Below are 21,148 nucleotides of genomic sequence, written 5' to 3'. Positions count from 1 at the left end.
AACAATGCGTATTGCATTATTTTCGGATACATTTTATCCGCAAGTGAACGGTGTGGCGCGAACGTTGAAAAGACTGGCTGATCATATGGAAAAAAGAGGAATCGAATATGAGATTTTTGTTCCTGAGTTAGAGGAAGGAATTATGTATCCTAATACACACCAATTTACGAGCTTTCCTTTTTTATTCTATCCTGAATGCCGGACTGCAATTGCTAATCCTTATAATATACTTAAACGGGTAAGCGATTTTTCGCCTGATCTTGTTCATATCGCTACACCTCTGACAATGGGCTTGTATGGGATTCATGCTGCCAAACGGCTTGGAATCCCAATGGTCGCTTCCTACCATACCCACTTTGACCAGTATTTGAAGTATTATAAACTAACGTGGCTGTCTTCACTTTTATGGCGTTATATGAAATGGTTTCACACGCCATTTGAAAGAATTTTTGTCCCATCTTCCGATACGAAAGATTATTTAGAGGAAAGTGGATTCCAAAACCTCTCGATTTGGAGCAGAGGCGTCGATTGCTACTTATTTAATCCTGAAAAGAAAAACGACTATTTGCGCAATCGGTATCAAATTAAAGAGCGCTATATTCTTCTTTATGTTGGCCGCTTATCTCCGGAAAAAGACCTCCACACTCTTTATAAAATGATAGATGAAATGCCGGCGGAGTTTCAAAAAGAAATTCATTGGGTCATAGCAGGCGACGGGCCAAGTTACAAGGAAGTGTTTGATCACGTAAAGGATAAGAAAAATGCAACCTTGACGGGATATTTAAAAGGTGAGGAACTGGCCATGGCGTATGCAGAAGCCGATTTGTTTGTGTTCCCTTCAACAACTGAAACATTTGGAAATGTTGTATTAGAATCCCTCGCTTCTGGAACACCGGCGATTGTTGCAGACTTAGGAGGAGTAACAGGAATTGTTCAGAACAATGTAACAGGTATGATTTGCCGTTCCCATGACCACGAGCATTTTCTTGAATCCATCCAGCAGCTTCTCTTGAATGAAGCGAAACGGAAAACAATGGAGCATTCAGCGAGAACATACGCTTTAAAGCAATCATGGGAATCAATCTTTGACGGGCTGATAGAAGAATATAAAGAAGTTATTTTCAAGAAAAAGAAAATGCTGCTTCATGCTTAAAAAGCACTTGCATGGTGCTTTTTTTATATGCGATTTTTTAATCATGCTAAAGATAAGTTGCCATTTCTATCTTTTTCAGCGTAGCTCCGCCTCTTTTCCACAAAAAAGACAAATAGGATCTTCAATTGCAAAGCTAGAAAAACTATGCTATAATTTCATCTTGTGAGTAATGAATAATTGCTCCTTGCCCGTTTTCGGGCCGTTTAGACCAAAAGGAGGTGAACGTGATGAGAAAGTACGAAATTATGTACATCATCCGCCCAAACATTGAAGATGAAGCAAAAAAAGCGCTTGTTGAGCGTTTCGACAACATCTTAACTGAAAATGGTGCGGAAATTATCGAATCAAAAGAATGGGGAAAACGCCGTCTTGCTTATGAAATCAATGATTTCCGCGACGGAATTTACCACATCATTAACGTGAAATCTGAACCGGCTGCGGTTGAAGAATTCTCTCGTTTAGCAAAAATCAACGAAGACATCATTCGTCATATTGTTGTTAAAGAAGAAGAATAAGCTTTAAATAAATAACATGCCCAACTCTTAAAATGTTTCACATGAAACATTTGTTGGGGAAAGGAGTTGATTCTGATGATGAATCGTGTCGTTCTTGTTGGACGTTTGACAAGAGATCCCGAGCTGCGCTACACACCAAATGGAGTTCCGGTTACGACCTTTACTCTTGCTGTAAATCGTACGTTTACGAATCAGCAAGGTGAACGGGAAGCAGACTTCATTAACTGTGTTGTTTGGAGGCGTGCAGCGGAAAATGTAGCAAACTATTTGAAAAAAGGTAGTCTTGCTGGTGTAGATGGACGGTTGCAAACGCGCAGCTATGAAGCCCAAGACGGAAGACGTGTTTATGTAACAGAAGTCTTAGCTGAAAGTGTTCAGTTTCTTGAACCTAGAAGTGCTTCCGGTGACAGAGGCGACAGTGGTTTTTACGGCGGCCCAAGGGATCAAGACAATCCGTTTGGAAATCAGAATCAACGCCAGAACAACAATCAAGACTATACACGTATAGATGAAGATCCATTTGCCGGCGAAGGGCAAATTGACATATCAGATGACGATCTTCCATTCTAACGACTAAATAATGAACGTTTTATCATGAAAATTAAAGGAGGGAAATATGATGGCAGGAGGACGCAGAGGCGGTCGTGCAAAACGTCGTAAAGTGTGCTATTTTACAGCGAACGGAATTACACACATCGACTACAAAGATGTTGATCTTCTTAAAAAATTCATCTCTGAGCGCGGCAAAATTTTACCTCGCCGTGTAACAGGCACAAGCGCGAAATACCAACGCAAATTAACAGTTGCGATTAAACGTGCACGTCAAATGGCATTGTTGCCATTCGTTGCAGGTGAATAATTTTGAACCAAAGCAGCAGGTCTGATTCCTGTTGCTTTTTTTATTACTAGGAAACTTTTTGTAAAACTTTGCCGGATAAGGAGGATATTTGACCACCTGAATGGAATTTATTAATAAGCTATATGAAAAGGTGGAGATGATGTGTTGGATCGGACAAGTTATATTGCCGGCTTACTCTATTACTTAACAGATGATGCAGAAGTTAAAAAGGTTGCAATTGAAATCCTCAACGGTGAATTGACACTTAAAGAAGCCTCCAAAAATAAAACAGTGAAACGATATTTGAGTCTGGCGGAAAAACAATTCAAATCAAAAGACGTTTCTGAACCATTGCACAAACAAATCATTGAATTCATTGAAAAAAACCTCTATGAATATATATAATCCCTAATCAATTGCAGTCCATTCAAAAATGCGGGCTGCTTTTTTATCTTTTCTTGTTAATGAACCAGTTTTAATAGCGAACCGGTTTTCGAATATATCGACTCACTTTCTGGATATAACGATCACTTTCCATGATATATCGACCACTTTTCGAAAATATCAACCACTATCAACCGCTTTTTGAATATATTAACCGATCTCATGCTCATAGTTATAAACCAATTCCGTATTTATGAACCGCTTTATGAAGAATCAATTCTGCATAGTTGAACACGGCTTTGATTGTAGCTAAAATAGACTTCAAGGGTGTGTCTGATTAAGAGGTGAATTATGAAAAAAAATATTCAAAGGCTTACTGAAGGAGCTGTTTTATTAGCGGCATATACCGTTTTATTGTTAATAACGATGTATATTCCTTTATTAGGAATGGTTATTAATTTCTTTTTGCCGCTTCCATTTATTTTATTTTTTGCGAAAAACGACACGAAAACTTCTTTTGTTTTTCTGATCGCATCTGTCGTTATCTCGCTTGTGGCAGGAAGCATTTTTGCTGTTCCATTAACTCTTGCTTATGGATTGACCGGAGCGGTTATGGGATATTTAATAAGAGAACAGAAAAACAGAGGAACGGTTTTTATAGCCGGATCCCTCGTCTTTTTGCTTAATTTGATCATTCAATACGTTGTAGCAGTTACGTTTTTTCAATTCAATTTTATTGAAGAAATGATGAAAATGTTTCGGGAATCTGTAGATATGTCGCTGGAAATGTTGGAATCCATTGGAAAAGATCCCGGACAGAAGGCTGCCGAACAGCTTTTATCAAGCGTAGATATGATTGAAACATTAATGCCAAGTTTGTTTGTGGTTGTTTCTTTAATTAATGTATTATTGATTCAGCTTGTTTCTCTTCCAATTTTAAAAAGGTTCGGGGTTAGAATTGGAAAGTGGAAGGCTTTCAAGGATTTGACTCTGCCAAAAAGTATATTATGGTATTATTTGGCCGTTTTGCTCATTTCGATGGCGGTCAATCCTGAAGAAGGCAGCTATTTGTTTTCGGCCCTGTTAAATTTATCGTTTATTTTACAGTTATGTATGATTGTACAGGGATTATCCTTTGTCTTTTATTTCAGTTCCATAAAAGGCTATTCTGCCGCGATTCCGGTCACAGTGACAATTTTATCATTGTTGATGCCAATAATCCTTTATGTTGTACGAATATTAGGTATAATTGATTTAGGTTTTGATTTAAGGCAGCGCTTAAAAAAACAATCATAAGAAAAACACTACTGTTATAGGAGCTGAAAACATGCCTTCGTATCGAGAAAAAAAGTCCATACGTTATCCACTATACGGACTTATGGGCGTAACAGTGGTGCAACTGGGTGTATTAGCTTATTATAACTTGTTATTCAGCCTGGCTGGATTTCTTCTTGCTTCGTTTTCTTTTTATTTTGTATTCTGGCTTGAACAAAAACAGCGAAAGAAAACGGAAGAATATATAACAACGCTATCTTACCGGGTCAAAAGAGTCGGTGAAGAAGCTTTAATGGAAATGCCGATTGGCATTATGCTGATAAATGATGACTATACAATCGAGTGGACAAATCCTTTTTTGGCTTCATGTTTTCAAGAAGATACGCTCGTAGGAAGATCCCTCTATGATGTTGCCGATTCGCTCATTCCTCTGATTAAACAGGAAGTTGAAACCGAAATTGTGACTCTACATGAGCGGAAATTTCGAGTCATCCATAAGAGGAAAGAACGCCTTCTTTACTTTTTTGATGTGACCGAACAAACTGAAATTGAGAAAATGTACCAGAATGAGCGTACAGTTATAGCCATCATTTTTTTAGATAATTATGATGAAATGACGCAGGGAATGGACGACCAAACACGAAGCAACTTAAACAACATTGTTACGTCTTTATTGAATAAATGGGCCAATGACAACGGAGTCTTTTTAAAGAGGGTATCTTCGGAAAGGTTTATTGCTGTTTTCAATGAACATATTCTTCATTCACTTGAAAAAGAGAAATTTGGTATTTTAGATGAAGTTCGCGAAGCAACTTCAAAGCAAAATGTTCCTCTTACATTAAGTATTGGAGTTGGAACTGGTGTTTCATCTTTGCCTGAGCTTGGCTCTCTTGCTCAGTCAAGTTTAGATCTGGCCCTTGGCCGGGGCGGAGATCAGGTAGCCATTAAGCAGACGAATGGAAAAGTGAAATTTTACGGTGGAAAAACAAATCCGGTGGAAAAACGGACAAGAGTCAGGGCCCGCGTGATCTCTCATGCATTAAAAGAATTAATTACAGAAAGTGATAAAGTCATTATTATGGGCCATAAAAATCCTGATATGGATGCCATCGGTTCAGCCATCGGCATTCAAAAAGTCGCGCAGATGAACGAGCGGGAAGGATATATCGTCGTAAATTTCCAGGAAATCGATACAGGTGTAAAGCGCTTGATGAAAGAGATCGAGCAAAATGAGGACCTGTTTTCAAGATTTATTAGTCCGGAAGAGGCGCTGGAAATCGCCACAGATGATACATTACTGGTTATTGTCGATACCCATAAGCCTTCACTTGTTGTTGAAGAGAAGCTGTTAAATAAAATAGAGAATGTGGTTGTCATTGACCATCACCGCCGCGGTGAAGATTTCGTCAAGAATCCGCTGCTCGTATACATGGAACCATATGCGTCATCGACATCAGAACTTGTTACCGAGCTTTTGGAATATCAGCCGAAACGGGGAAAAATTCAAATGCTTGAAGCAACAGCCCTGCTCGCAGGAATTATTGTCGATACAAAGAGCTTTACATTAAGAACGGGTTCCCGTACATTTGATGCTGCTTCCTATTTGCGAGGAAAAGGCGCTGATACGGTTTTAGTCCAAAAGTTTTTAAAAGAAGATGTGGATACGTATATCCGGCGGGCTAAGCTGATTGAAACCGTCCACTTTTACCGCGAAGGCATTGCGATTGTAAAAGGGAAAGAAGACGAAATTTACGATCAAGTCGTGATTGCCCAAGCTGCTGATACGTTGTTGACGATGGAAGGGGTCCTCGCTTCGTTTGTCATCGCCAGACGTTCAGAGAATACGGTCGCAATTAGTGCGAGATCTCTTGGTGATGTCAATGTCCAGGTGATTATGGAGAACCTGGATGGCGGAGGCCATTTAACAAATGCAGCAACTCAATTAGCTGATATAACAGTTGCTGAAGCGGAGGAACAGTTAAAGGCTGTTATCGAAGAATATGTTGAAGGGGGAAAAAAGGAATGAAAGTCATTTTTCTTAAAGATGTAAAAGGAAAAGGAAAAAAAGGCGAAGTCAAAAATGTTGCGGACGGATACGCCACTAACTTTCTCATAAAGCAGGGTCTTGCAGTCGAAGCGAACAAGGAAAATTTAAGCAAATTAAATGCCCAAAAGAAAAAAGAGGAGAAAATGGCAGAACAGGAACTCGCCCAGGCGAAACAATTAAAAGAGCAACTGGAGAAACTAACGGTTGAACTGTCGGCAAAAGCTGGTGAAGGGGGCCGCCTTTTTGGTTCCATTACGAGCAAACAAATTGCTGACGAACTTCAAAAGAAACATAACATTAAAATCGACAAACGCAAAATTGAACTTGAAGATGCCATTCGTTCATTAGGATATACAAAAGTTCCTGTCAAACTGCACTCGGAAGTTACTGCAACATTGAATGTGCATGTAAAAGAAGCAAACTAATTTTGGAAGTTCTTTTCCTGAACAAACATGATAAAATAGAAGAAAAATGTGATCGGTTCTACTGATCACATTTTTTCTAGTCTTTAAATACGATCTATGAAACTATTATTTCTGTTTCTATATACTTTTATTTTGTTCCTCTTCATAAGGGAGGTTTGATTAGATGAATGATTTATTTGCCGATCGGCTGCCGCCTCAAAACATAGAAGCGGAACAGGCAGTCCTCGGGGCCATTTTCCTGGAACCGTCCTCGTTAACGGTTGCTTCAGAAATCTTAATTCCTGAAGATTTTTACCGGGTTTCTCATCAAAAAATTTTTAATGTCATGCTGAAGCTGCATGACCAAGGAAAAGCGGTCGACTTAATTACCGTAACTGAAGAGCTTGCCGCAGCAAAAATTTTAGAAGATACAGGCGGTGTCAGCTACTTAAGTGAATTGGCCGGATCGGTTCCGACAGCAGCGAATATTGAATATTACGCAAGAATTGTTGAAGAAAAGTCTTTATTGCGCCGCTTGATCCGGACAGCGACGGCGATTGCCCAGGACGGATATACACGCGAAGATGAAGTTGATACAGTATTAGAAGAAGCGGAAAAAAGCATTCTTGAAGTATCTCAACGGAAAAATGCCGGTACATTTCATAATATCAAAGATGTTTTAGTCCGGACATACGATAAAATTGAAATGCTTCATAATCGTAAAGGAGATATTACCGGACTGGAAACAGGGTTCCGGGAGCTTGATAAAATGACAGCCGGCTTTCAGCGCAATGATTTAATTATTGTTGCAGCCCGTCCATCAGTAGGGAAAACGGCATTCGCTCTGAATATTGCCCAGAATGTCGCTACGAAAACAGGAGAAAATGTTGCGATTTTCAGTTTGGAGATGGGCGCAGAACAGCTTGTCATGCGTATGTTGTGTGCGGAAGGAAACATTAACTCCCAGAGGCTTCGGACCGGTACTCTGACAGATGAAGACTGGGGCAAATTAACGATGGCCATGGGCAGTTTGTCGAATACCGGAATTTTTATTGATGATACACCCGGGATAAGGATAAGCGAAATTCGTTCGAAATGCAGACGCTTAAAGCAAGAGCACGGTTTAGGAATGGTCGTCATCGACTATCTGCAGCTTATTCAAGGGAGCGGCCGCCCAAGCGAAAACCGCCAGCAGGAAGTTTCCGAAATATCTCGTTCTCTGAAAGGATTAGCGCGAGAATTAGAAGTTCCGGTTATCGCACTTTCCCAGCTTTCCCGCGGGGTGGAACAACGGCAAGACAAGCGTCCGATGATGTCAGATATCCGGGAATCAGGAAGTATTGAGCAGGATGCGGATATTGTCGCTTTCTTATACCGTGATGACTATTATAATAAGGAAACAGAGAATAAAGACATTATCGAAATTATCATCGCCAAACAGCGTAACGGCCCTGTCGGCACAGTCGAACTTGCATTTGTCAAAGAGTATAATAAGTTCGTAAATTTAGAGCGGCGTTTTGATGAATCATCGATTCCGCCTGGAGCATAAAAGGCTGGCCTAAAAATTGGCCGGCCTTTTATATTGAATGAGGGTAAACATCTGTCGGACGGGAGTAAACTCCTTATGAATGAGAGTAACCAGTTGCTGAACGAGAGTAAACTCCTAATGAACGAGAGTAAATACCAGCTGATGGGGAGTAAGCATCTTTGTTTTGAATAAATATTTTACAATTGTAATAGTTTACGAACATATTTTAATATTTTATAATAAATTGTTCGGGTTTTGTTGACTTTCATTCTGTATTGCTGATAAACTTAATATGTCTAATACGTGAAATTTTTTAATGTTCGTGAACCTTGGAGGTGTGTTTTTTATGTCATCAGTAGTTGTTGTCGGAACACAATGGGGAGATGAAGGAAAAGGAAAGATTACTGATTTTCTTTCCGAAAATGCCGAAGTGATTGCTCGGTATCAGGGCGGAAACAATGCAGGGCACACCATTCGTTTTAACGGTGAAACTTACAAGCTGCACTTAATTCCATCTGGAATTTTTTATAAAGATAAAATTTGCGTAATCGGAAACGGAATGGTTGTTGATCCAAAGGCGCTTGTAAAAGAACTAGCTTATTTGCACGAAAGAGGAGTTTCAACAGATAATCTACGTATAAGCAATCGTGCCCATGTGATTTTGCCTTATCATTTAAAACTGGACGAGGTGGAAGAGGAGCGCAAAGGGGCAAACAAAATCGGTACAACGAAAAAAGGGATTGGGCCTGCCTATATGGATAAAGCAGCCCGAATCGGGATCCGGATTGCTGATTTGTTAGACCGTGATGTTTTTGAAGAAAAGCTTTCACGCAACCTTGAAGAGAAAAATCGTTTACTTGAGCGCTTTTATGAAACAAAAGGTTTTACGATTGAAGAAATCTTAGATGAATATTTCGAGTACGGCCAGCAGATCAAGAAATACGTTTGTGATACATCTGTTGTCTTAAACGACGCGCTTGATGAAGGACGCCGTGTACTTTTTGAAGGCGCACAAGGTGTAATGCTTGATATTGACCAGGGTACATATCCGTTTGTCACTTCTTCTAACCCTGTTGCAGGCGGGGTGACAATTGGTTCCGGTGTCGGCCCGACAAAAATTACACATGTCGTCGGCGTTTCGAAAGCTTACACAACACGTGTTGGTGACGGCCCGTTCCCTACGGAACTAAATAATGAAATTGGCGATCGAATTCGTGAAGTCGGCCGCGAGTATGGCACAACGACAGGACGTCCGCGCCGTGTCGGATGGTTTGACAGCGTTGTTGTCCGCCATGCGCGCCGTGTCAGCGGAATTACGGATCTATCCCTCAACTCCATCGATGTTTTAACCGGAATTGAAACATTGAAAATCTGCGTAGCTTATCGCTATAAAGGTGAAATAATTGAAGAATTTCCGGCAAGCTTAAAGGTATTAACTGAATGTGAGCCTGTATATGAGGAACTGCCAGGCTGGACAGAAGATATCACCGGCTGCAAGTCTCTCGATGATCTTCCGGCTAATGCCCGCCACTATTTAGAGCGCGTTTCACAGCTCACAGGCATTCCGTTATCGATCTTCTCTGTCGGCCCGGACCGCTCACAAACAAATGTCGTCCACAACCCTTGGCGTCAAAGCTAATGGTTTGCTTAGTTAAGAAGCTCTTCTTTAGGAGGGGCTTCTTTTTTGTACTTCCCAATTTCGAAATTTTCTAGCCATCGCCATGTCCTTTTGTCTTCTTTCTTTATATATAACGAGTGGAAAGAAGTTGGGGCAGCAATACAAGTGTTGATTAAAAATCTGATAAATTTGTAAAAGTATGCCCCAAAAAAGAAAGGGCATTTTTTATGCGGTCGGGGAGAATTGAAGATTTTAAAGAACTATCGCAGTTTCGTGATTTAAAGGATTTCAACAATCACTTTGAGCAGTGGATGACAGATTTGAAGGATCAGTTTACGAAAAGTGAAACGATCGCACTAAAGAGGCTTGTCCGCTTTTCTGCAAAGATTCCAGGGATTTGCAACGCAAAAATTCAAACGATTGTATCTGCAACCCATCAGCATTCTGAAATGGGCGGCATTAGCCGCTCCACTTTTGAACGTATGTTAAGAAAAGCGAAAAAGTTTGGCTTAATTCACGTAATCCATACTCATTCTCAAAACGGCAGACAAGGTCACAGTGTTTATGTCTTTCAAAAATATCAAACGAAGCAAGAAGCGGAACTTATTTTAAATGAAGCACCAGAAGCAGGATCAATTGAAGCACCAAATAAGAATCCATCAAAGAATAAAACTATCAATCTAAAAAATATACGTACAATGGCGTTAAATTCTTCATTCGCCAGTAATAAAATTCCTTCTGCATTTACGAACCTTGTGAAGTGCTTTTACGATGATGCTTGGACGATCGAGGAATTTTACAAAGTGGTTCATGTAAGCACTCGATGCCTTTCTTATTACACAGAAAAGGACAAGCTTGAATTGGCTGTAAAAGCGTTCAAGCAATTGGTACGGAATATTAAACTCAAAAAGACAAGGATCAAAAACGTCTCCGGTTATTATTGGGGGATTTGCAACAAAATGTTGGATGAGGAGTATTTTGAAATTGTTAAAGAAGGCCTAACCCGCTCCGGATCATGTTCACGGGAAGGTTATGAGCTTTTATTTTGAAAAATGAGCCTTTGTTTGATTTTATGAGCTTTTATTTCGATATATGAGCCTTTATATGAAAATATGAGTCTTCGTTTCGAAAAATGAGCCGTCGTTTCGATATATGAGCTCTCATTCCGATATATGAGCCATCATTCTAATTTATGAGCCTTCGTTAATTTTATGAGGTCAGCTTCTGTCGCTTCGTTTATCTATGTTCTTAAGACCAACAATTCAAATTAAAAAATTTTTTAAAAAAGCATTGCTTATTTATGAATTAATATGCTAATATTAGAAACGTCGTCAAAAACGTTAAAAACAAGAGCCATTAGCTCAGTCGGTAGAGCACGTCCGAGTAAGCTTCGAAGAAAAAGCTTCAGCGTACCGATCGAGCTGCTGCTTGAATAAACATACCGAGATCGGGACGTCGTTGAACAAAATGATGAATTTACTTCTTAGAAATAACATCGAAGAAAAACTTGGAGTGTAATAAAAACAAGAGCCATTAGCTCAGACGGTAGAGCATCTGACTTTTAATCAGAGGGTCGGAGGTTCGAGTCCTCCATGGCTCACCATCTTATGATGGCCCGTTGGTCAAGTGGTTAAGACACCGCCCTTTCACGGCGGTAACACGGGTTCGAATCCCGTACGGGTCATCGGCATATATTGGTGATGGGTAAGAAGCTGGCGAGGACGGTTTCCTTGCTCATCATCAATCCTACATATATCTAGGTCCCGTAGTGTAGCGGTTAACATGCCTGCCTGTCACGCAGGAGATCGCGGGTTCGATTCCCGTCGGGACCGCCATTTTATACATAAATTTGGCTCGGTAGCTCAGTCGGTAGAGCAAAGGACTGAAAATCCTTGTGTCGGCGGTTCGATTCCGTCCCGAGCCATCTGGGAGCATAGGATTAAATGCTCCCTTTTTTCTTTAATAATAATGTAATTTTACTATTAGCAAAGTACAATTATTTTTTTAAAAATTCCCCTCCCAAAAACTTTATAACCCAATAATATCAAAGCTTTCCTAATCAAACACCGCCATTTCTTCCAGAAAAAATTCCAAATTCCACCATATGAGCACATGTCATAATTTCGCAACAAAATGTCAGTACTTATACATCTTTGTTACATTATGAAGTCTATTAATCTTTTAATCCGCCGCAGCAGATTTTAACTGCCGATGAAGCTGTTAAGCTGCTTCTAAAAGGGACATTAGAAGAAAAAAAATATCAAGTAAAAGAAGGAGATGTCCTCGGTTCTATTGCAGAAAACCATGGTTTAACGATAGAGCAGCTATTACAGTTAAATCCAGGGTTAAAAGAAGATTCGCTTATTAATATAGGCGATAAATTAAATGTAACCGTATATGAACCGAATGTTTTCGTTGTCGTAGATAAAGAAGTTTACAAGAAAGAAACAATCTCTTATAAAAATAAAGTAGTTGAAGATTCCTCTATGTTTAAAGGCGATACAAAAATTAAACAAGAAGGAAAAAATGGTTCCCGTGCCGTGACTTATGTCATTTCCGAACAAAACGGGAAACCAGTAAAGAAAACTCCCATAAAAGAAGAAATTTTGCAAGAACCCGTTGATCATATTGTCGTAAAAGGAACAAAAGTCATACCATCAAGAGTCGAGGGTTCTTTTGCCTGGCCGACGGTCGGCGGATATATTTCAAGCAAAATGGGTTACCGATGGGGAAAAATGCATAAAGGGATCGATATTGCAAGGCCGAGTGACCGGACGATTAAAGCGGCTGATAACGGAGTAGTCGTTTCTGCAGGCTGGAACGGCGGATATGGAAAGAAAATTGTGATCGACCATCAAAACGGTTTCCGGACCGTATATGCCCACCTTTCTTCCATTAATGTACGTGTTGGACAAACCGTGCCTAAAGGCACAAAGATTGGGGTTATGGGGTCAACAGGCGACTCCACTGGCGTTCATCTGCATTTTGAAGTATATAAGAATGGCAGACTGCAAAACCCATTAAATTATCTTCGCTAAATCGAGAAAAACAAACAAAATATGGAAGTCTCTAGTTTGAACTAGAGACTTTTTTGCATTAATTTATAATAGAATTGATAAGTTTTCTTAATAGATGAAATTCAAACTTATAACATGGTAAAGTAAAGTAGGGGATTTTTAACTTAAAACATAAAAACTTTAAATACATTGAGTCCTTAATTTTATAAAAAGGAGAAACAGGTATGGAGAAGAAAATACTAGTTGTAGATGATGAAAAACCAATTGCAGATATTTTGCAATTTAATCTAAAAAAAGAAGGATATGACGTCTATTGCGCTTATGACGGAAATACGGCAATTGAAATGATTGAAGAAATTCAGCCTGATTTAATTTTGCTTGATATTATGCTTCCGCAAATAGATGGAATAGAAGTGTGCAGGGAAGTTCGAAAAAAATATGAAATGCCTATTATTATGCTGACTGCAAAGGATTCAGAAATTGATAAAGTGTTAGGTCTTGAGCTTGGGGCAGATGATTATGTGACAAAGCCATTCAGCACAAGAGAATTGATCGCAAGGGTAAAAGCAAATCTTCGCCGCCACCAGCAAATAGCATCAAAACCTGATGAAGAAGAAGAGACAAATGAGATTACGGTAGGATCTTTAGTGATCCAGCCTGATGCGTATGTTGTTTCAAAACGAGGCGAAACGATTGAATTAACTCACCGGGAATTCGAATTGCTTCATTATCTGGCAAAGCATATCGGCCAGGTGATGACAAGGGAACATTTGCTTCAGACAGTTTGGGGCTATGATTATTACGGAGATGTGAGAACAGTCGATGTTACGGTTCGGCGTCTGCGTGAAAAAATTGAGGACAATCCGAGCCATCCAATTTGGATTGTGACGCGAAGAGGGGTCGGGTATTATTTGCGGAATCCCGAACAGGAGTAAGATATCCCAATGAAAAAAGTTGGTATTTTTCGTTCGATTCATTTAAAGTTTGTGGCGATCTACGTACTTCTTATTTTAGTTGCGATTCAAATTATCGGTGTTTACTTTGTAAGAGAACTTGAACAGAATTTGAAAGAAAACTTTTACACATCGATTGAAAAACGAGTGGACTTGCTCTCCTATAATCTTGAAGAAGAAATTGAAAAAGTCCGGGGGAAAGATGATCCCTTGCTTAAAGATGAAGTAAGGGACCTATTAAAAGACTTTTCCGGCGGAGAGATCTCCGAAGTCCGGGTCGTCGACAATAATTTAAAAATTATCGGTGCTGATCCGAATCATCAGGAATTGGTCGAACAAAGAATGACGGATGTTTTAGTTAAAAGATCCATCGTTCTTGGAGAGCCCCAGGATTCAGTAAGGATTGATCCGAAGTACGGATATCGGATATGGGTTCTTTCAACTCCGATTAAACATAATCGGGAAGTGATTGGAGCTGTTTATTTAGTAGCAAAAATTGAAAATGTGTTTGAACAAATGAAAGATATCAATAAAATTTTTGTTACCGGAACAGCCATCGCCCTTGCCATTACCGCGGTTCTTGGAGTCTTGCTGGCCCAGACGATTACAAGGCCGATTGCAGACATGAGAAGACAGGCCCTCGCGATGGCGAAAGGAAACTTCTCGCGTAAAGTTAAAGTTTACGGGTATGATGAAATCGGACAGCTGGCCATTACTTTTAACAACTTGACGAAAAAGCTTCAGGAAGCGCAGGCGACGACGGAAGGAGAACGAAGAAAATTATCATCGGTCCTTTCTTATATGACAGATGGCGTTATTGCAACCGACCGTCGCGGCAGGGTTATTTTAATTAATGAACCTGCAGCGGAAATGCTGAATGTTTCACGTGAAACAGTACTATCAAAATCCATTCTTGAACTTCTCGACCTCGAAGAAGAATATACATTTGAAAAATTACTTGAAGAGCGCGAATCAGTCATTTTAGATTACAGTACGAAAAACACTCCATATATTTTACGGGCTAATTTTTCAGTTATTCAAAAAGAAACCGGCTTTGTGAACGGTCTTATTACTGTATTGCATGATATTACCGAGCAGGAAAAAATTGAAATGGAGCGCCGCGAATTTGTCGCAAACGTATCACATGAATTGCGGACGCCGCTTACGACAATGAGAAGTTATCTCGAGGCTCTTGCAGAAGGAGCGTGGAAAGACGAAGAGCTTGCTCCTCACTTTCTAAACGTTGCGCAAACGGAAACAGAGCGGATGATTCGCCTTGTGAATGATTTGCTGCAATTATCGAAAATGGACAGCAAAGATTACAAGTTAAAGAAAGAGTGGGTCGATTTCAATGAATTTTTCCACAGAATTATCGATCGATTCGAAATGACGAAAGAACAAAATGTTACATTTAAGCGGCTTCTTCCGAAACGGCCTATTTTTGTTGAAGCAGATGAAGATAAGCTTACACAAGTTCTTGATAATATCATTTCAAACGCATTAAAATATTCTCCTGAAGGCGGCCGGATCACATTTAAAGTAGAAGAGCAGGATGAACAAATCTTAGTCAGCATTTCCGACCAAGGTGTCGGTATTCCGAAAGAAAATATTGAAAAGATCTTTGAGCGATTTTATCGGGTTGATAAGGCCCGCACAAGAAAGCTGGGCGGCACTGGACTGGGGCTCGCGATTGCAAAAGAAATGGTCAAAGCCCACGGGGGAGATATTTGGGCAACGAGCGTCGAAGGGAAAGGAACAACTATTTTCTTCACTTTGCCTGTTGATCGCTCAGAAGAGGATGAATGGTCATGACATATGAAAATGTAAAATCCGCCATCTTAATAGTTTTAGTGGTAATGAGTGCTGTGTTAACGTGGAATATTTGGACGTACCAGCCGAATTTTGACACAATGGAAAAATCGAACTATATAGGAGAAGTCGAGATCGGTACGAAAAAAGAAGTAAACAAAGTGGTAAAACCTGATCGAATTTTTTACCATTTTCAAGGCACCCATTACGGAACTGCTTCCAGCGCTAATATCGATAAAATGATTCGCGAATTAAGCACGTGGAGTTTTTATGAAATCAAAAACATATCAAACCAAATTGATCAATTGCCCGATTTTGTCCATGCAGAGGGGAATGTAGAAATTGTTTTTCCGGATGTCGTTCCGATTGAATTATATAAAACGGTATTAAGCATTGAAGACCGAAACCTGCCAAAGTTCAAATTTAACCGTATTGTTATAGATGTGGAAAATAAAGAAGGAGAGGACGGAATTGTTTATTTCGTCCGTTATGGAACAAAAGAAGAACAGCAAGTATATGTCAGCCACGTCAGTTCTGCCCATTTAAAAGAATTTAATCAAAAATTTTACAAGCAATCGAATCAATACCCTCGTTATTTTGAATATAAAGCAACAAATTACCGGAGCATTTTTTTGCCGGATCAAAAAACGAAAATGACAACGTATAAATATTATTCGTATAAATTAAGCTCGGAAAAATTTGCAGAAGCACTTTTTAACGATCCGAGGTTCGTCCAAAAAAATGTAGGCCCGGGCAAAGAAGAATATATTGGTGAATCCAGTATGATGACGGTCGACAGCGATATGAAAATGCTTTCCTTTGTCAATCCGCAAGAAGAAAGTGATTATTTAAAAAGTCCGGAAGATTTGCTGCAAAGAAGCATCGATTATGTAAACGCACATGGCGGGTGGACGGACTCTTTCCGTTATGCAGGGATGGACGAGCTCAATCAAAAAGTGATTTTCAGGCTTTATGATTTAGAAGGATACCCTGTTTTTAATGAAAATGGTTTGTCAGAACTTGAACTAATATGGGGTCAAAATGATATTTATCGCTATTTCCGTCCTAACTTTGGTTTGGATGTCCCAATAAAAAATGAAATAAGTGAAGTGATGCTCGATTCAGGCGAGGAAGCGCTTGAATATCTCCAACAAAATGAAGAGTTTAAACCGGAAAAGCTTCAAGACATGGTGATTGGCTACAGGATTTCAATCGACCAGCAATCTTCAAGGCACCTTGTGTTTACCCCTTACTGGTATTACAAGTATGATAATGCCTGGGGAAGAATCGTAAAAGACGAACGAGGAGGGGTGAAACTTGGATTGGAGTAAAATCAAAACGATCTTTATTTTGACCTTTCTCGTTCTGGATATTTATCTTGCGTACGAGTTTTTGAAAGTTCGTGATCAAAACCAATATGAATTGATTACAGAAACGTCGATTGAAGATAAGTTGGAAGCTGATAAAATCAAGTATACGGTATTGCCGAAGGGCCCGATTAAAGATCAATATGTCAGTGCGAAACCAAAAATATTCACAGGAGAAGAAATGAAGAATTTAAACGGACAGACCGTTTCGATCGTAGATGGCACGACCCTTCACGGCACTTTTGACAAACCATATCAATTAAGCGATAAGTTTGAACCGGCCGAGATGAATGCGTTTATAAAAATCAATATTCTCTACGGTGATAAGTATGCGTTCTGGGAGTTCTCCGAAAAAGATAAAAAAATTACTTACTTTCAAAAGTATCAAGATAAATTTATATACAGCAATAAGAACGGATCTCTCGAATTTTTCCTGAATGATAACAATCAAATCATTTCTTACAGGCAGACTTTGCTTGAGGATATAGAAGAAATGGCTGAAAAAGAAGAAGTTTTAAGCCCTTTAAAAGCAATTGAAACTCTCTATCAAAAAGGGATGCTGGAGCCGGGAAGCAAAATAACAAAAGTCGAGCTCGGCTATTATACATATGAAATTTTTACGGCATCTCAAGTGTTAACTCCTGTCTGGAGGTTTGTCGTTAATGAAGAAGAGAACTTATTTGTCAATGCATTTGAAGGGCAAATTATTCTAATTGAACAACGATGAAAAGAAATAATGGAGTGAAAAAGATATGACAATGCATTTTAGTGTTCTCGCCAGCGGGAGTACGGGAAATGCGATCTATGTGGAGACGGAGGAACATTCCTTTCTGGTTGATGTTGGATTAAGCGGAAAACAGATGGAAGGTTTGTTTCAAAAAATCGATCGAAGTATGGACAAGCTTTCGGGCATTCTTGTTACTCACGAGCATAGCGATCATATTAAAGGTTTAGGAGTTGTCGCCCGAAAATATAACATTCCCATATTCGCAAATGAAAAAACATGGAAAGCAATGGAGGGGTTAATCGGGGAAATCCCTCTCGATCAAAAATTCACGTTTGAGATGGAAACAGTAAAGAGCTTTGGTTCTCTTGATATTGAATCGTTTGGAGTATCTCACGATGCAGCAGAGCCAATGTTTTATGTATTTCATCATGAAGGAAAAAAGCTCGTGCTTATTACCGATACCGGTTATGTCAGTGACCGGATGAAAGGGATCATCTCCAATGCCGACATATATGTATTTGAAAGCAACCATGATGTTGAAATGCTGCGCATGGGCCGGTATCCATGGAATGTAAAAAGGCGCATATTAAGCGATTTTGGCCATGTATCAAATGAAGATGCGGCCATTGCCATGAGCGAGGTGATCGGGGATCATACGAAACGCATTTACCTTGCCCATCTCAGCAAAGATAACAATTTAAAAGACTTGGCTCGAATGTCAGTGACACAAACACTGGAAAGAAAAGGATTTGTTGTCGGGGAACAATTCAGCCTCTACGATACAGATCCAAAAATTCCAACCGTTTTGACTGCTGTTTAATGGCTGACGATTTAGGTAGATGAAGGAATGAATGCTCGAATGACAGCGGCTTTTTCATTCCTTTTTTTGTGGAAAAGGGGCGGAGCTGCGCAAACATAAATAGAAATGCCAACATATTTTTAGCAAGATACTTGTTTAGCTTTGTAACTATTTAGAGCTTGGCTTCGCTCACACCGCCTTATTATGTTGGTTCTGTTTTATTATGAAAGCTATTTCTATGTAAGGGTTGAGAGTTTAAAACTCATGCACGTTTTCTTTTTTCATTCTCCCCTGGTCGAACATTCTTTCAATCAGATGGAAAATCTATTGAATAATGCTGTAAATTCTTGATTTTGTAATGCTTTTCGTTAGAAAATCATTTCTGCAAGAGTATAATTGTGGATAGAAAGGAAGAATAATTTTTAGCATTCGTTTTGCAGGAAAGGAATGATGTAAAGTGGGCTATTACGATCAAGATTATGAAAACCGTTATAAAAAACAAAAAGGAAACTGGGGAGGATATTTTCTTGCCAGTTTAATAGCAGCGATTTTGGGCGCTTTTTTAGTGATTGTTTCATTCCCAAAATTAGCCGACTTAAATATCCTGCCATACGATGTACAACCTGATAGCAACTTGCAGGAAGAAGCGGACAATGATGCGAACCAGCCGGCAGGAACAACAAAAAATGTCCAGCTGAATCTTATTTCAGGCGTAACGGAGGCTGTCGACAAAGCTGGTGATGCCGTTGTCGGCGTTTCCAATATCCAATCGACCAGCTTTTGGTCGGAAGAGGAAACAGAACCGGCCGGTACCGGTTCAGGTGTTATTTATAAAAAAGAGGGCGGCAAAGCGTATGTCGTTACTAACCATCACGTAGTGGACGGAGCTTCGGAACTTGAAGTCAGTTTAGCAGATGGCACAAAATTGCCAGCCAAACTTCGGGGAAGCGATATTTGGACCGATTTAGCCGTATTAGAAATTGATGCAAAAAATGTAAAAAGTGTTGCTCAATTTGGCAATTCCGATAATTTGAAGCCGGGTGAACCTGTTATCGCCATCGGAAACCCGCTCGGACCGACTTTTTCCGGTTCGGTTACACAAGGAATTATTTCGGGACTGGAGCGCACCATTCCGGTTGATCTTAACCAAGACGGAATTGTCGACTGGCAGGCAGAAGTAATCCAAACGGATGCAGCGATTAACCCCGGCAACAGCGGCGGTGCATTAGTGAATATTGACGGGCAAGTAGTCGGAATTAACTCAATGAAAATTGCCCAGCAGGCAGTTGAGGGAATCGGATTGGCCATTCCGATCAACTATGCAAAACCGATTATAGACGATTTAGAGAAGTTCGGAGAGGTCAAACGGCCATACATGGGTGTAGACCTCAAATCAGTTAATGAAATTCCGGCCTATTATCAGCAAGAAGCATTGAAGCTGCCGAAAGATGTTAACTATGGTGTTGCAATTCGCGAAGTTATTCCAAACTCACCTGCATCAAAAGCCGGCCTTCAAGAACTTGACGTCATTGTGGAGATGGATGGAAAAGAAATCAAAGATGCCATCGAACTTCGCAAGTATCTTTATAATAACAAGAAGATCGGCGACAAAATGGAAATCAAATTTTACCGGAACGGAAAGCTGAGGGAAACAACATTGAAGCTTGCCGGAGAGACACTGTAACTGTGAATTGTGGATAACTTAAAAAGCAGGAGGCAAAAACAGCTGTCCTGCTTTTTCTTTTGACGAAAGGCCACAACTGTGGATAAGTATAGATTCATTTCGTACGATAATAAAAAAGAAATCATTATAACAGCAAGTGTATAATAATGAAGTAGCCAATTATTTTTGAATCTGTTAGAAAAGTGAAAAACATTGATATAGAGGGGTTTTAAGATGATTTATTGCTGTGAAGAACATGTGGAATTGGCATTGGATGTAATCGTTGATGACTATGAAACAGCACCTGTATTAACAAAAATTTCAGACGAAAAACAGCTGTTAATAACCTGTGGATATTGTGAAAAGCCAGCTGTATATATTGTGGCGAACGAATGATCCCACACAAGATGTGGATAGCAAATGTTGATATGTGGATAACTTCTGTGGATATGTTGTTCGTAAAGTGAGGGTAAACTGTGAATATCTCAATTGTGACGGTTGGCAAATTGAAAGAAAAATATTTAAAGCAAGGAATTGACGAATATTTAAAACGGCTCTCATCTTATGCAAAAGTAGAAGTCATCGAAGTATCCGACGAAAAAGCACCGGAAATCTTAAGCGAAACAGAAATGGAACAAGTCAAGCAAAAAGAAGGAGAACGAATCTTAGCAAAAATCAGCCCGGATACATACGTTATCGCACTGGCGATCCAAGGAAGAATGAAATCGTCCGAAGAACTGGCCGACAGCCTCGACAAACTTGCCACATACGGAAAAAGCAAAATCGCCTTCATCATCGGCGGCTCGCTCGGCCTGAGCGACGAGGTCTTGAAGCGTTCCAATGAACAACTATCTTTTTCGAAAATGACCTTCCCCCACCAGCTAATGCGGCTGATCCTGGTCGAGCAGATTTATCGGGCGTTTCGGATTATTAGGGGGGAACCGTATCATAAATGAGCGGATTTTTAGAGAGCTGAGTCTGAGTAGATAATTTTAAAGAAATGCCACTGTGAAGGACAAAAATGATCTAATCAAATTTGTAAATGTCCTTC

At 39.8% G+C, this 21,148-nt stretch carries 19 protein-coding genes, 4 tRNA genes and 1 pseudogene; all 24 read left to right on the top strand.

Annotation, left to right across the window (positions count from 1 at the left end; genetic code table 11):
- Positions 1 to 4 precede the first annotated feature (4 nt).
- Positions 5 to 1,153: a glycosyltransferase family 4 protein gene (locus C0966_RS14160; RefSeq protein ID WP_274856385.1), complete on the top strand. Its 1,149-nt coding sequence runs from the start codon at positions 5 to 7 to the stop codon at positions 1,151 to 1,153.
- Positions 1,154 to 1,380: 227 nt separating this feature from the next.
- A complete protein-coding gene (rpsF, locus tag C0966_RS14155) occupies positions 1,381 to 1,668 on the top strand; it encodes a 30S ribosomal protein S6 (RefSeq protein ID WP_274856384.1) in 288 nt (95 codons plus the stop codon).
- Positions 1,669 to 1,743: 75 nt separating this feature from the next.
- The gene (gene ssb, locus C0966_RS14150) at positions 1,744 to 2,238 is read left to right on the top strand and encodes a single-stranded DNA-binding protein (RefSeq protein WP_274856383.1); all 495 of its coding nucleotides are present in this window, start codon (positions 1,744 to 1,746) and stop codon (positions 2,236 to 2,238) included.
- Between the two features lie 49 nt (positions 2,239 to 2,287).
- Positions 2,288 to 2,527 (top strand): 30S ribosomal protein S18, encoded by a 240-nt coding sequence (rpsR, locus tag C0966_RS14145; RefSeq protein WP_003347052.1) that lies wholly within the window; start codon positions 2,288 to 2,290, stop codon positions 2,525 to 2,527.
- A gap of 141 nt (positions 2,528 to 2,668) precedes the next feature.
- Entirely contained in the window at positions 2,669 to 2,911 is a 243-nt protein-coding gene (locus C0966_RS14140; protein WP_274856382.1) for a hypothetical protein, read from the top strand.
- Positions 2,912 to 3,241: 330 nt separating this feature from the next.
- A complete protein-coding gene (locus C0966_RS14135; RefSeq protein ID WP_274856381.1) occupies positions 3,242 to 4,186 on the top strand; it encodes a YybS family protein in 945 nt (314 codons plus the stop codon).
- Positions 4,187 to 4,217: 31 nt separating this feature from the next.
- Positions 4,218 to 6,191: a DHH family phosphoesterase gene (locus C0966_RS14130; protein WP_274856380.1), complete on the top strand. Its 1,974-nt coding sequence runs from the start codon at positions 4,218 to 4,220 to the stop codon at positions 6,189 to 6,191.
- Positions 6,188 to 6,637 carry a 50S ribosomal protein L9 gene (gene rplI / locus C0966_RS14125; protein ID WP_274856379.1) on the top strand — a complete coding sequence of 150 codons (450 nt, stop codon included), beginning with the start codon at positions 6,188 to 6,190 and terminating at the stop codon, positions 6,635 to 6,637. The genes C0966_RS14130 and rplI overlap by 4 nt, the downstream gene beginning before the upstream one ends.
- 163 nt (positions 6,638 to 6,800) lie before the next feature.
- The gene (gene dnaB, locus C0966_RS14120; protein WP_274856378.1) at positions 6,801 to 8,165 is read left to right on the top strand and encodes a replicative DNA helicase; all 1,365 of its coding nucleotides are present in this window, start codon (positions 6,801 to 6,803) and stop codon (positions 8,163 to 8,165) included.
- 325 nt (positions 8,166 to 8,490) lie between these two features.
- Positions 8,491 to 9,783, top strand: coding sequence for an adenylosuccinate synthase (locus tag C0966_RS14115; RefSeq protein WP_274856377.1), 1,293 nt, complete (start codon positions 8,491 to 8,493; stop codon positions 9,781 to 9,783).
- 206 nt (positions 9,784 to 9,989) lie between these two features.
- Positions 9,990 to 10,811, top strand: coding sequence for a hypothetical protein (locus C0966_RS14110; RefSeq protein ID WP_274856376.1), 822 nt, complete (start codon positions 9,990 to 9,992; stop codon positions 10,809 to 10,811).
- A gap of 478 nt (positions 10,812 to 11,289) precedes the next feature.
- Positions 11,290 to 11,365: transfer RNA gene (locus C0966_RS14105), tRNA-Lys, on the top strand.
- Positions 11,366 to 11,374: 9 nt separating this feature from the next.
- A tRNA-Glu gene (locus C0966_RS14100) sits at positions 11,375 to 11,446 on the top strand.
- A gap of 75 nt (positions 11,447 to 11,521) precedes the next feature.
- Positions 11,522 to 11,597: transfer RNA gene (locus C0966_RS14095), tRNA-Asp, on the top strand.
- Between the two features lie 16 nt (positions 11,598 to 11,613).
- A tRNA-Phe gene (locus C0966_RS14090) sits at positions 11,614 to 11,686 on the top strand.
- A 265-nt stretch (positions 11,687 to 11,951) separates the two neighbouring features.
- Positions 11,952 to 12,800, top strand: a pseudogene (locus C0966_RS14085) (peptidoglycan DD-metalloendopeptidase family protein); the annotation flags it as partial.
- A gap of 203 nt (positions 12,801 to 13,003) precedes the next feature.
- Positions 13,004 to 13,714, top strand: a complete 711-nt coding sequence (yycF, locus tag C0966_RS14080; protein ID WP_274856375.1) for a response regulator YycF — start codon at positions 13,004 to 13,006, stop codon at positions 13,712 to 13,714.
- Between the two features lie 9 nt (positions 13,715 to 13,723).
- Complete coding sequence (walK, locus tag C0966_RS14075) at positions 13,724 to 15,544, top strand: cell wall metabolism sensor histidine kinase WalK (protein ID WP_274856374.1); 1,821 nt, start codon at positions 13,724 to 13,726, stop codon at positions 15,542 to 15,544.
- Positions 15,541 to 16,872 carry a YycH family regulatory protein gene (locus C0966_RS14070; RefSeq protein ID WP_274856373.1) on the top strand — a complete coding sequence of 444 codons (1,332 nt, stop codon included), beginning with the start codon at positions 15,541 to 15,543 and terminating at the stop codon, positions 16,870 to 16,872. Before walK ends, C0966_RS14070 begins: the two co-directional genes overlap by 4 nt.
- Positions 16,859 to 17,635, top strand: a complete 777-nt coding sequence (locus C0966_RS14065) for a two-component system regulatory protein YycI (protein ID WP_274856372.1) — start codon at positions 16,859 to 16,861, stop codon at positions 17,633 to 17,635. Before C0966_RS14070 ends, C0966_RS14065 begins: the two co-directional genes overlap by 14 nt.
- A 25-nt stretch (positions 17,636 to 17,660) precedes the next feature.
- Complete coding sequence (locus C0966_RS14060) at positions 17,661 to 18,455, top strand: MBL fold metallo-hydrolase (RefSeq protein WP_274856371.1); 795 nt, start codon at positions 17,661 to 17,663, stop codon at positions 18,453 to 18,455.
- Between the two features lie 436 nt (positions 18,456 to 18,891).
- Positions 18,892 to 20,118 carry a S1C family serine protease gene (locus C0966_RS14055; RefSeq protein ID WP_274856370.1) on the top strand — a complete coding sequence of 409 codons (1,227 nt, stop codon included), beginning with the start codon at positions 18,892 to 18,894 and terminating at the stop codon, positions 20,116 to 20,118.
- A 213-nt stretch (positions 20,119 to 20,331) separates the two neighbouring features.
- On the top strand, positions 20,332 to 20,493 hold the full coding sequence (locus C0966_RS14050) for a CxxH/CxxC protein (protein ID WP_274856369.1): 162 nt from the start codon (positions 20,332 to 20,334) through the stop codon (positions 20,491 to 20,493).
- 80 nt (positions 20,494 to 20,573) lie between these two features.
- A complete protein-coding gene (gene rlmH, locus C0966_RS14045; protein ID WP_274856368.1) occupies positions 20,574 to 21,053 on the top strand; it encodes a 23S rRNA (pseudouridine(1915)-N(3))-methyltransferase RlmH in 480 nt (159 codons plus the stop codon).
- Positions 21,054 to 21,148: the final 95 nt, after the last annotated feature.

Source organism: Bacillus methanolicus, assembly GCF_028888695.1.
Lineage (GTDB): Bacteria > Bacillota > Bacilli > Bacillales > Cytobacillaceae > Bacillus_Z > Bacillus_Z methanolicus_B.
The sequence above is the reverse complement of the archived record's forward strand: the minus strand, read 5'-3'. Positions and strand labels throughout refer to the sequence as shown.